The organism is Oscillospiraceae bacterium (assembly GCA_035353335.1).
In the GTDB taxonomy this organism is placed as follows: domain Bacteria; phylum Bacillota; class Clostridia; order Oscillospirales; family JAKOTC01; genus DAOPZJ01.
On the sequence record DAOPZJ010000021.1, the window covers coordinates 29174 to 41484 of the forward strand.

A 12311-nucleotide genomic window follows, 5' to 3' on the forward strand; every position below is an offset into this window, starting at 1 on the left:
CACGATGTCGCCGCGCCGACCACAAAATAAAGATATTCACAACCTGTCCGCGGTATGCGCGGAGTTTCTCATCGAAAGGAGACGTCCGGTTTGAAAAAAAACACCATGACCTTCGCGGTCTGCCTCGTCTTTGCAGCGCTGCTGACTGCCGTCAACACCTACGGCGCCGTCGGCACTTCGCAGGTCATGCTGCGCGACGGCATGGGGTATATCTACGCGCTCCTCGCAGTCGGGGCGCTGCTCTGGTTGTTTTTCACCGGCAAAAAACGCTTCCGGACCGAACCGGGGTGGCTCAACACCGGCAAACCGGAATTTTTCTTTTTCGGCGCCGCGGTTTTGACGGTTTCGCTCGTTTCTCTTTCCGAATTTTTACCGCAGCTCGGAAATTTTGACCCGGTCCTCCAGGGCCCGTTTTTGATGACCCGTACGGCTTTCTCCTGCCTCGGCCTCGCGGCCGGCCCGCTGCTTTTTATCGCGGGCGCTTCGAAAAAAGCCGGGCTCAAAGGCCTTTCAACCGCCTTCGCTGCGATTTGGAGCTTTGCCTTTGTGGTTTCGGAATGCACCTTTTTCATTCCTCTGCCCGATATCTCACTCTATCTTCCGCGGCTCGGAACCGCGGTTTTCGCGACGCTGACTTTCTGTTATCTGACAATGGCCGGAAAAGCCGGCCTTCGCCGAAACGCCGCGGGACTTCGCACCTGCGCCGGGGCGCTGATGATGTTCTCGGTTTCGGACATCGTATTCTGGATGGTTTATCACAACAACGCCTTCCGCTCGATGCCCGTTTCGAGTTTTCTGTTCGCGGTTTTCTTCGCGTTATATTCCGTATGGTTTTCTTTTACGCTGGACCGCAGGTTTATATCCCATGACCCGTCGGCGGAGGTGGCGGCCGTTGAACTATGAAATCGTAAATTTTTCGGGCGGTTTTGAACTTCTGAAGCCCGCTTCCGCTTTCCTGAAAAGCGCCGGAGCGCTCTCTTTGAAGGTTCTTTTTGCCCTGCTCACCGAAGGCGGCGGTTCGTCGGAGGCGATGGCCGCGCGATTCGGATGCGAAGACAAAGAGATCCGGGATGCGCTTGCCTACTGGATCGACTGCGGCCTTTTTTCGCGCTGCGGCGGAAAACTCGCCTTTGCCGAACTGCCCGAGCAGAAGAAAACAGTTCAAAAACCGCTCCCGGCCAGCATCGCGGCGGTTCCGGCCATGACTTCGGACGAAGCCGCGAAACGCATCCGCGAAAATGAGGAATTGAAATTTCTGATCGAGCAGATGCAGCGGTGTTTCGGCCGGCTGCTCACTCAGAACGAGGTCTCCCAGACCATCTCGGTATGCGACTATTCGGGGCTTCCCGTCGACGTGATGATTTTGCTCGTCGGCTACAGCGCCTCGGTCGGAAAGACCTCGATGGCTTACATCAAGAAAGTCGCGATGGATTGGGGAGAGCGCGGCATCGTCACCCAGCAGCAGGCCGACGAACAGCTCAAAGCCCTTGCCTCTCAGTCGAGAGCCGACGAGATTGTCACGAAGGCGCTCGACGTCACCGGCAGAAATCTCGTCGCCCGCGAGCGCGAATACGCAAACGACTGGGTCGCCGTCCTCGGTTTTGACGGCGATATGCTCGCAGAGGCCTATTCCCAGTGCGCGCTCGCGACCGGAAAAAGGGATTTTCGATACATTGATAAGATTTTACATAACTGGAGCGAGAACGGAATCGCCACCCTTGAGCAGGCGAAAACCTTCAAACAGAGCCGTTTTTCGAAGACCTCCCGCAAAAAGGCGGACGAAGAGGCGAACGGCGAATTTTTGAAAAACGCCTTGTCTATTAAGGACGTTTGATGTAAAATAGAGCTTGGGGGTGCGAACGATGAACGAGGAGATCCTGCGCAAAGCGGCGGACGAACTCGCCGCCGTCCGCGAACGGAATCTGCGCGAGCAGCAGCGGCGTTTTGAGGAATGCCGTCGGCTGAATTCGCGCTTTTTTGATATCTCCGCCGAAAATTGTGAGCTTGCCGCCGCCATGGTGCGGGTCGCTTTATCCGGCAACACCGACAATCTCCCCCCGCTGAAAGACCGGTCCTTGGCGCTTCGCGCCGAACAGGAGAAACTTTTAAAAGCCCTCGGAAAACCCGAAAACTGGCTTGATGCGATCTTTTCCTGCCCCGTCTGCAAAGACACCGGCATCACCGACGGCAAGCGCTGCGGCTGCGTTCAGAAGCTGATCGCCGAAATCAACACCAAAACTCTGAACGCCCGCTCACCGATGAAGTTACATACCTTTGAGGAATTCGACCTCTCTTATTACGACGATAAACCCGACCCGAAACTCGGAGAGTCGCCGCGCGCAAGAATGACCCAGATTTATAACAAACTGCGCGGTTATGCCGCCAACTTTTCTCCGGCTTCCAGGAGCTTATTGCTCTGGGGCCAGCCGGGACTCGGAAAGACCCATCTTGCCCTCTCGGTCGCATCGGTCGTATTATCCCGCGGTTTCTCGGTCGCCTATATCCCCGCAAACGACCTGTTTTCTCAACTTGACCGTGAGCGTTTTTCAAACGACGAGGAGAACGAAACGCTCAAAACCGCTTTAAACTGCGACTTATTAATCCTCGACGACCTCGGCACCGAATACCTCAACGCCTTTATCCAGTCGCAGTTATACACCATCGTCAATGACCGGCTGCTCGCCCGAAAACCCACGATCATCAGCACCAACCTCGAACCCGGCGAACTCGACGAACGTTACCCGCGCCGGCTGGTCTCGCGCGTCATGGGTGAATACGCCGATTTTCTGCTCACCGGAAAAGATGTCCGAATCATCAAAAAATATAAATGAAATCTTTCAATGTGAAAGGAAGGTCAACTTTATGAACCTCACCAAACAGGAGATCTCCGCGCTGCAAACACTCGCCAAAAGAACCCACGAGGCCGCCTGCGACCCCGTCAATATCGAGCGCGAAAAGGGCTGGAGAGCGCTGAACGGCCTCAAGCCGATCCGCCCGATGGTCATCATCGACCAGCTGCCCTGGAACGAATTCCCCCAGGAAGAACTGACCGGCGCCGTCACCTCCGACCCCTATTGGCAGCGGGCCGAAAAGATGATGCAGCGGATGTTATTCCGCTTCAAATATATCCCCGGCGACGCGATCATCAAAGACGTTTTCACCGTCACCAAGGAGATTTCCGGCATCCACGATTTCGGCCTCAGAGTCAACGAGGACACCGCGAGCATCGAAGAGAGCAGCGAAGTCCGCGGACATTATTATCATGACCAGCTCGAGACCGACGAGATCGTCGACGCTCTGACCCCTAAGCCCATCGTCTATAACGAAGAATCGACCCTGAAGCATCTCGCCGAGGCACATGAGCTGTTCGACGGGATTCTTCCGGTCGCTTTGAACGGCGTCAACCCGCCGAACGACATCTGGGACCACCTGTCGATGTACCGCGGCGTCGAAAACCCGCTGTACGACATGGCGGAGCGCCCGGAGTTCGTTCATAAAATCATGCGCAAATTCACCGACATGTATATCGGCAACCTGCTCGAGCTTGAACGGCGCGGACTGCTCGGACACAGCCAGGAGACCATCCACTGCACCCAGGCGTTCGTCGACGAACTGCCCAAGCCCGGTTTTGATCCGAATCACGTGCGCGCCTGCGACACCTGGGCTTACGGCCTCGCGCAGATGCTCTCGACCGTCTCCCCGGCGATGTTTGAGGAGTTTGAAGTCGACTACTGCAAAGAGTGGGCAAAACACCTCGGCCTGGTTTATTACGGCTGCTGCGACCCGCTCGACCGCAAGATGGCGCAGGTCCGCAAGATCCCGAACGTCCGCAAAGTCAGCATGAGCCCGTGGACCACCCCGGAAGTCGGCGCCGCCGCCATCGCGGGTGACTATGTGTTCTCCTCGAAACCCAACCCCGCGCATCTCGCGGCCCCGACCTTCGACGGCGATATGGTCCGCGCTTATCTGACAAACATCCGCAAAGCCGCCGAGAGCAATAAGTGCCCGGTCGAATTCATCCTCAAAGACGTCAGCACCGTCAAGCATGACTTCAAGCGTCTGGTCGAATGGGAAAAGATCGCGATGGAGGTCGCGAAAGCTTAGTTTAAACATTAACCCGAACTGAAAATTGAATACGCGTGAGGAAAGCTTGATAATCAGTTTTCAGACCAAATTATGAAAAGGATGGCTGTTATTATGATGAAGCTCAACTACAAACGCACGATTCTGATCGGTCTGGCCTTTATGTCCATCTGCGCGTTCTGGCAGATGTACGACAGCGTCATCCCCTTGATTCTGAAAAATACGTTTGGCATCGGCGACGGCCCTTCAGGCATCATCATGGCCGCGGACAACGTGCTCGCGCTGTTTTTGCTGCCGCTGTTCGGCGCGCTTTCCGACCGCGTAAACACCAAAATCGGCCGCAGAATGCCGTTCGTCCTGATCGGAACGGCGCTCGCGGTCATTTTGATGAACTTTTTGCCCTTCTTTGACAACAGCTACTTTGCCGCGCCCACCAATCATCTCAAGCTCTTTTTCATCATCGCGCTCGGCTTGCTGCTCATTTCGATGGGCCTCTACCGTTCGCCCGCAGTCGCTCTGATGCCCGACCTGACCGTCAAACCGCTGCGCAGCAAAGGCAACGCGGTCATCAATCTGATGGGCGCGGTCGGCGGCGTCATCTATCTGATTCTGACCACCTTCCTCTATTCCAAAAAGCGCACCGAAGGCCTTGCGCACATCAATTATCAGCTCCTGTTCATCATCGTCTCGGCCATCATGGTCGTCTCGGTGGCGATTTTGTTCTTCACCATCCGCGAGCCGAAACTCTATGCCGAGACCAAGGCCTACGAAGATCTGCACCCCGAGGAAAACCTGACCGTCACCGACGAAAAGACCGGAAAGGTCCGGCTCCCCGGAGACGTCAGGCGCAGCATGGGCTTCCTTCTGTCGTCCATCGCGCTGTGGTTCATGGGCTATAACGCCATCACGACGGCGTTCACCAAATACGCCGCGCAGGAATGGAACATGTCGCTCGGCAGCGCGAGTCTGTGCCTGACCATCGCGACGGTCGGCGCCATCGTCTCCTATATCCCCATCGGCATGCTCGCCACCAAAATCGGCCGGAAAAAGACGATTATGGGTGGCATCGTGCTGCTGGCCTCCTGCTTCTTCGGCGGTTATGTCTTCACTTTGATCACAGATCAGTTCTCCCCGGTGCTTTACGGGCTCTTTTTGCTGATCGGCCTGGCCTGGGCGGCCATCAACGTCAACTCGCTTCCGATGGTCGTCGAAATGTGCAAGGGCTCGGACATCGGCCAATTCACGGGTTATTATTACACCTTCTCGATGGCGGCGCAGACGATTACCCCGATCGCCTCGGGCTATCTGCTCCAATATGTCGGCTACCGGACGCTGTTCCCCTACGGCGCATTCTTTGTGGCGCTGTCGTTCGTCACGATGATCTTTGTCAGACACGGCGACAACAAACCCGCGCCCGCGAAAGAAAAGCTCGAAATGCTCGACGTCGGGGACTGAAATTTGAAAATTAAATATTCAATTTAAAAAAAGGACGGCTCATGGAATGCCCGTATTGTTAAAAATCCTGATTATTCTTCTTGCGGTTGGTTTGTTTTTATTTGTTCTTGTCTTATATATGATCGCTCCGAATAAAAAGCGGGACTGCTCCAAATTTCGCGGCAGAAAATATGCCCACCGCGGCCTGCACGGCGACGGCATTCCCGAGAATTCACTTTCGGCATTCAAGGCTGCAAAGGAAGCCAACCTCGGTGTCGAGCTCGATGTCCAGTTCACAAAGGACAAGCAGATCGTCGTCATGCACGACGGAAACTTGAAGCGCCTGTTCGGTGTCGACCGAAAAATTCTTGATCTGACATATGATGAACTCAAACAATACCGGTTCGGCGGCACCGATGAGCACATTCCGCTGTTGTCCGAAGTGCTTGAAGTCCTCGGCGGCGTTCCGATTATCTGTGAGATCAAACCCTATTCGGGCAACCGTTGCCCCGAGCTCTGCGAAAAGACCTGCGCTTTCTTTGACAACTATCAGGGCGACTGGTGCATAGAATCCTTCAGCCCGTTTCTCGTTCAATGGTTTCGCAAGAACCGTCCCGACGTCATCCGGGGACAGCTCTCTGCCGGCATGCTGATTTTTAAAGGCCTAAACGCCTTCAGCCTCTTCGGTCTTCGCCATCTGTTGATCAATGTCTTATCCCGCCCCGATTTTATCGCCTATCGGTTTATTGACCTTTCACCTTTGGGTTTCCGGCTCTGCCGTCTATTTTATAAACCTTTTATGGTCGGCTGGACAGCCCGCGGGGACAAACAATTCGCCCAGGCGCAAAAGAATTTTGATACTATTATTTTTGAAACCTATGAAAGGGAACTCGGAATTGACGAATGATATTTAAAACGCAGCGTTTTAATTGTCATCCTGCACGCGGTCGAAGGATCTCGGACCGATCAAAGCAATCGGCAGCAATTTAAAATTTCATCTTCACTCAATCGAAAGGAGTGGACATATGCCTGATCTCCAAAATGCCGCATTTTTTAAACTCAGTTACGGCCTCTATTTGTTAAGTTCCGGAAACGGCCAGAAACAAAACGGCAGCATCAACAATACGGTCATTCAGATCACTGATACGCCGAAGCAGCTGGCCGTCACGGTCAACAAAAACTCTCTGACCCATGAGCTGATCGCCGAAACGGGTCTGTTCAACGTCTCGGTGCTCACGACCGACGCCCCGTTTGAACTTTACAAGCGTTTCGGTTATCAAAGCGGCCGCACCGCCGATAAATTCGCCGGTTTTCCCGAAGTCGAGCGCTCGGAAAACGGATTGCTCTATCTGACCAAATACGCCAACGCCCTGCTCTCGGGCAAGGTCACCTTCTCCAAGGACCTCGGCACCCACACCCTGTTTGTCGCCGACACCACCGATGCGCGGATTCTCTCGGACGGCGAATCGGTCACATATCAATATTATTTCGACCATATCAAGCCCAAACCGGAAGCGGCAAATAGGAAAAAGGGCTATGTCTGCAAAATCTGCGGCTGGATTTATGAGGGCGATCCTCTGCCGCCGGACATCATCTGCCCCATTTGCGGCCACGGCGCCGCCGATTTTGAACCCTTGCAATAAACCAACCCATAGGGGCGTCACGGGCTGCAGCCCGCCGTGGCGCCCGCCTTGTAATCGCCATGTAGGGCGCGGCTTCCCAGTCCCCATCACATGGATTGCGCGCCGCCCCTACGGTATATAAATCCCGCCGCGCGGTACCTTTCTTCTTCCCTATTCACTCTTCACTCTTCACTTTTATTTATTACCCAATTCCCCCTCGGGTCGTCGGGGACGCCGACCCCTACGGAACGATTTTACGCTGTTTCCACAGAGAGTCAAAAATAGATTAACCCTTTTAAATAACGGAGGTTTTTTCATGACAAGACGGGACCGCCTGATGGCGACATTGCGGGGAGAAAAGACCGACCGCCCGCCGGTTTGTTTTTATGAACTCAACGGCATAGACGAAGATATTCACAACCCCGATCCCTTCAATATCTATAACGACCCGTCATGGCGGCCGCTTTTAGAGTTGGCCCGGGACAGAACGGACCGGATCGCCATGAGAACGGTGGCGTTTCATCATGAGCCAAACGCCGTCGATCAGCTGACAAGCACAAAGATCTATTACGATGAGAACGGCAGCCGCCACAATATTACCGAAATAAAAGCCGGGGACAGGGTGCTTCGGCAGCACACACGGCGTGATAAAGACATCAATACGGTCTGGGCTTTAGAGCATTTTGTCAAGGACGAGGACGACCTTCGCGCATGGATCGATCTGCCGCACGACGGCAATGTGGGAATCCCGGACTGCCGTCCGGTGCTTGAGGCGGAAAAAGTCCTCGGTGACACGGGGATCGCGCTCATTGACTCAAGCGATGCCCTTTGCGAGATCGCTGCGCTGATGAGCATGGAAGATTATACGGTCATCGCCATGACCGCGCCCGAGCTGTTTGAGCAGGCGCTGAATATCGCTCAGGTTTTAATTGAGAAAAAAGTTGAAATTCTCTCTAAAGAACTGCCCGGCCGGCTTTGGAGAATTTACGGGCCGGAGTACGCCACTCCGCCCTATCTGCCGCCGGCTCTCTATGAGCGCTATGTGGTGAATTACGACCGCCCGCTCACAAAACTGATCAAAAGCACGGGGGGCTTCCCGCGCCTGCATGAGCACGGGCGGATGAAAGCCGTGCTGGACCTGATTTTGAAGACGGGCTGCACCGCCGTTGACCCGATTGAACCGGCCCCCCAGGGCGATGTGACGCTGGCGGAGGTTCGGGAGAAAACCGGCGGTAAGCTGGTGCTGTTCGGGAACCTGGAGATCAGCGACATTGAGCAGCTTTCCCCTGATGAGATGGAAAAGAAGGTGCTGACGGCGATACAAGAGAGCGGAGGCAGCCGGTTTGTGCTGATGCCGTCGGCCTCGCCGTACGGAAGGAAGCTGTCCCCGCTCACCTTGGCAAATTACACCCGCATCGTTGAGACCGTAGAAAACTATAGATACTAAAGGTGTGAAAAACAATCCCGCCGGGTTCTGTAAACAATGCGGCAAGGCGGATCGTATGTCATGCCCGATATCGTTTATACAGTGTCCAAAGACATGGTTTACAGGTTTTAAAGTAATCAGAGGCAAAAAGGAACGCTAAAAGAAGAACACGCCTTCCTGCTGTTTGAATAATCCGGCTTTACCGTTGACAAAACATTCGGTACAAATGTCATTATAAGAAAGGGCTTCAGGCCGTGATCACACTCACCAATTTACAGGCAAGACAATTTTTATTACTGAAACACGGCTTGATCGGCGAATACCGCTTTATCGGTAAAGAGGGCGCGTTCGATTTTGTCAAACAGTCCGGCTGCATCCAGTTTGACCCGGTCGACGTCTGCGGCAAAAACGCCGAACTGGTGCTCCAGTCCCGCGTCAAAAACTTTACAAAGCGTACTCTCGAGGAGCTTTTATACAAAGATCGACTGCTTCTCGACTATCCCGACAAAAATCTCTCGATCATCCCCTCTGAAGAATGGCCGTATTTCACGCGCTTTAAAGAGGCCGCACGCCGCAACGTCAGCCGCTATCCCGAAATGCGCGCGCTGCTGGATACCGTCTATCAAAAGGTGCTGAAAGACGGCGCCGTTTGTTCCGACGATCTCGGCCTCAAGGGCGATTTTTACTGGCAGTCGGCCATCCACTGGAGCGCGGGGCATAATCTCTCCCGCTCGGTGCTCGAACAGCTTTATTCGACCGGCGACCTGATCATCCACCACAAAAACGGCTCGCGCAAATATTACGACGCCGCCGAAAAGTACTTTCCATCGGATTTGCTGCACGCACCCGAGCCGCTCCCGGACGATTTCGAGTTCTTGAAATGGCGGATTCTGCGCCGCATCGGCGCGGTCGGCATGCTCTGGGACCGCCCTTCGGACGCCTGGCTGAATATCTGGAACTTGACAGCCGGCGAGCGCAGCCGCGCGTTTACCGCCCTGCTTGCCGAGGGCAAACTGCTCGAACTCACCGTCGAAGGCATTAAATCACCCTTGTATTGCCGTTGCGAGGATATCTCAATCATAAACACCGTACTGCAAAATCCGGAGCTCAAACCCCGCTGCGAATTCATCGCTCCGCTCGATAATTTTTTATGGGATCGTAAACTCGTCAAGACCATATTCGGCTTTTACTACTCCTGGGAAATTTACACGCCGCCCGAAAAACGCAAATACGGGCACTATGTGCTGCCCATTATATACGGCAGCCGCTTTATCGGCCGGATCGAAGCCGTCTGCGACCGCAAAAACAAGTGTCTCGCGGTCAATCGCTTCTGGCCCGAAGACGGCGTAAAAATGACCAAGGCGCTGACAAACACCGTCAACGCCCGCCTCGCCCGCTTCGCGAAATTCAACGAAATGTCGAATTATGATCAATTATCCGTTTCGTAATAAAGCCGCAAAAAAATCGACTGTCTGAGTTACCATAAACGAAAATACCGCCTCAATATAAACCAAACCGGGTCTAAACCGCCCGGTTTTGGCTTTTAGGGCCTTTCTCACAAAAAATACACGAAATCCCATTTAATTTGCCATAAACTGTATGGTACAATGGATGTGTCACCATCGGTTAACATTGTCATATTCGATTTTTGATCTTTTGTTTTTCGTTTTTAACATCGGAAAGGGGAACACGGGTTATGAAACCGTTAAAAATCGGGGAGTCTCTATTATTTGCCGCCGTTTTGCTTCTGACTGCCTGCGCATCAACGCCTTCAACCTCGCTGCCGGATGCCCTGAAAGCGCAAAAGGGATACTACCCCAAATCCGTCGATATCTTCGCGTCCGATTTCTTCAAAGCGACCGGAGACGTAAACGGTGAAGAGGCCAGGCAGAAATGGACGGATGAGATGTCGCGGCGGTACGGCGTCGACATTCAAGTCAACCCGAAAAGGGAAACGAACAGCACAACCATTTCGGGCCTGTACTCAATCCAATCCTATGAAACCGATGCCATCGGCAGCTATTGTCTGCCTCTGGACGACTATCTTGCCGACAATCCTGTCTGGAACGCCCTGCCCGAGGACTTCAAATCCCTTTTCGAAGCGGACGGTCACATCTATGCGATCCCGGCTTCTGTTTCCGTGGGCGTGCAAAAAGCCCGCATCATCCATAATGAGGCGATAATAGATACCGGAATCACCGTGACCGATCTCGAATCATTTCGTGAATTCGCCTTGGCTTATTTCAAAAAAACGGCATATCCCGCAGGCAGCTGTGGGATATCTGACGTAACGGATATTTTGAACGCTTTCGGCCTTTACAAGGGAGATAGTTCATACGCTCCGTTCAGCTACGATCCGAAAGAAGATTGTCTCGTGGACTGGCTGACCAAGCCCGCCGCAGTCAGCGCACTGGAGTATCTGCGAAATCTTTACTATCTCAAAGCTTTGAATTATACGAGCAGTGATTCGGCTTCATCGGCATTTGATTACGGCCTTTTGGCCTCGGAATACGTTCCTTATAATGATGACAGCAATTGCACCGAACTGCTCACCCTGAATCCCGAATACCCGCAGGTCATATTCACGAACACACGCGGGTTTGCACTGGGCAAAGATACCCCGCAGCCGCAGGAGACCGTCAATCTTCTGATTGATATGCTGTTCGGCTCGGAGCAAAGTTACCTCAATTGTTGGCTGGGCTCGCCGGACAACTACATTTTAAACAGCGACGGCTCGCTCACGATCAAGATGGCCAAAGATTCCCAAGGCAAATCCGTGCAGCCCTGCACGCCGAATCTGACAAGCGGCCTTTCGCAGCTCTTCCCCTTTTCGGACGAAAATATCATCTACTGTCCGGCCGATGACACCGGCACGGATCGGGCTGCCCTCATCACCAAAAACAAAGCGCGCATCAAAATGTTCGACGATTCACTCCGAAACGGCTCGCTCGTTGAAATTCCGGCGGAATTTCAAAGGATCCGGTCGGATACTTTCGGTCAATATTACCGGGATGTAGGCAATTTAAATTTTAAATGCTGCCGCGATGCAATCATTGATCCCACTCAAACGGTGCAGCAGGTTTTGGACGATTACAAAGCAAAAATGCTCGCACTCGGCGGGAATCAAATGCTCGACGAGATGAACACCGCCATCGGCAAGAAAACCGCGTATTATTACGGATAAAATGCTCGACGGATCATACTGTCGAATAACGAAAAAACAACAACGAAGGTGCAATCAAGTGAAACAATTGATTCAATTAATAAACTTCAGCATCTTGCTGATCATGTTTTCTTGCACAGCTTGCAGCCCGGCAAGTACCGTTTCCCATCCCACCGGCGACGAACAAAGTAAAATTTACAGTCCGGCAAATACCGGTACCGACCACATCGGCGACGAACAAAGTAATATTTACAGTCCGGCAAGTACCGGTTCCGATCCCCCCGGTGATGATGATTGGAACTGGTGTTCGCATACAAAAGAAGAAAAATCCTGGATTCATGATATCGGCAGTGAATTTCATTTATATGTCGGCACCAGAGAATTCGAGCGGCTTGACGCGCAGATGGTACAGCTGACAAAAAATATGACGGATGAGGAAATGTGGGAGTTTACGACACTTCCCCAACTCTTCAGGAGTGCTGAATTAAAGCTGCAAGAGGTCATCGCAGTAATAGACGCCATTAACGCAAATGACGTCAATGCGAGACATATGGATCAAGGACGAATCTCTGAGCAGGAAAAG

General features: G+C 53.2%; 11 protein-coding genes. All 11 read left to right on the forward strand.

What is annotated here, in order from left to right; translation table 11 throughout:
• The first annotated feature begins 90 nt into the window (after positions 1 to 90).
• On the forward strand, positions 91 to 903 hold the full coding sequence (locus tag PKH29_06120) for a hypothetical protein (protein HNX14413.1): 813 nt from the start codon (positions 91 to 93) through the stop codon (positions 901 to 903).
• Positions 893 to 1834 carry a DnaD domain protein gene (locus PKH29_06125; GenBank protein HNX14414.1) on the forward strand — a complete coding sequence of 314 codons (942 nt, stop codon included), beginning with the start codon at positions 893 to 895 and terminating at the stop codon, positions 1832 to 1834. Before PKH29_06120 ends, PKH29_06125 begins: the two co-directional genes overlap by 11 nt.
• Positions 1835 to 1862: 28 nt before the next feature.
• Positions 1863 to 2831 (forward strand): ATP-binding protein, encoded by a 969-nt coding sequence (locus PKH29_06130; protein ID HNX14415.1) that lies wholly within the window; start codon positions 1863 to 1865, stop codon positions 2829 to 2831.
• Positions 2832 to 2862: 31 nt separating this feature from the next.
• Positions 2863 to 4104 (forward strand): hypothetical protein, encoded by a 1242-nt coding sequence (locus PKH29_06135; GenBank protein HNX14416.1) that lies wholly within the window; start codon positions 2863 to 2865, stop codon positions 4102 to 4104.
• Positions 4105 to 4200: 96 nt separating this feature from the next.
• The gene (locus PKH29_06140; protein HNX14417.1) at positions 4201 to 5538 is read left to right on the forward strand and encodes an MFS transporter; all 1338 of its coding nucleotides are present in this window, start codon (positions 4201 to 4203) and stop codon (positions 5536 to 5538) included.
• 46 nt (positions 5539 to 5584) lie between these two features.
• Complete coding sequence (locus tag PKH29_06145) at positions 5585 to 6424, forward strand: glycerophosphodiester phosphodiesterase family protein (GenBank protein ID HNX14418.1); 840 nt, start codon at positions 5585 to 5587, stop codon at positions 6422 to 6424.
• 118 nt (positions 6425 to 6542) lie between these two features.
• Positions 6543 to 7160, forward strand: coding sequence for a flavin reductase (locus tag PKH29_06150; protein HNX14419.1), 618 nt, complete (start codon positions 6543 to 6545; stop codon positions 7158 to 7160).
• A 295-nt stretch (positions 7161 to 7455) separates the two neighbouring features.
• On the forward strand, positions 7456 to 8586 hold the full coding sequence (locus PKH29_06155) for a uroporphyrinogen decarboxylase family protein (GenBank protein HNX14420.1): 1131 nt from the start codon (positions 7456 to 7458) through the stop codon (positions 8584 to 8586).
• 233 nt (positions 8587 to 8819) lie between these two features.
• Positions 8820 to 10013 carry a crosslink repair DNA glycosylase YcaQ family protein gene (locus tag PKH29_06160; GenBank protein ID HNX14421.1) on the forward strand — a complete coding sequence of 398 codons (1194 nt, stop codon included), beginning with the start codon at positions 8820 to 8822 and terminating at the stop codon, positions 10011 to 10013.
• Between the two features lie 248 nt (positions 10014 to 10261).
• Positions 10262 to 11749, forward strand: coding sequence for a hypothetical protein (locus tag PKH29_06165; protein ID HNX14422.1), 1488 nt, complete (start codon positions 10262 to 10264; stop codon positions 11747 to 11749).
• A 58-nt stretch (positions 11750 to 11807) separates the two neighbouring features.
• Positions 11808 to 12311, forward strand: a 504-nt coding sequence (locus tag PKH29_06170; protein ID HNX14423.1) for a hypothetical protein, incomplete at its 3' end; no start/stop codon positions are given.

Bases quoted from the DNA above. Each gene is read 5' to 3' on its own strand.
- PKH29_06130 (HNX14415.1), top strand. From the start codon at position 1,863: ATGAACGAGGAGATCCTGCGCAAAGCGGCGGACGAACTCGCCGCCGTC.
- PKH29_06135 (HNX14416.1), top strand. From the start codon at position 2,863: ATGAACCTCACCAAACAGGAGATCTCCGCGCTGCAAACACTCGCCAAA.
- PKH29_06140 (HNX14417.1), top strand. From the start codon at position 4,201: ATGAAGCTCAACTACAAACGCACGATTCTGATCGGTCTGGCCTTTATG.
- PKH29_06145 (HNX14418.1), top strand. From the start codon at position 5,585: ATGCCCGTATTGTTAAAAATCCTGATTATTCTTCTTGCGGTTGGTTTG.
- PKH29_06150 (HNX14419.1), top strand. From the start codon at position 6,543: ATGCCTGATCTCCAAAATGCCGCATTTTTTAAACTCAGTTACGGCCTC.
- PKH29_06155 (HNX14420.1), top strand. From the start codon at position 7,456: ATGACAAGACGGGACCGCCTGATGGCGACATTGCGGGGAGAAAAGACC.
- PKH29_06165 (HNX14422.1), top strand. From the start codon at position 10,262: ATGAAACCGTTAAAAATCGGGGAGTCTCTATTATTTGCCGCCGTTTTG.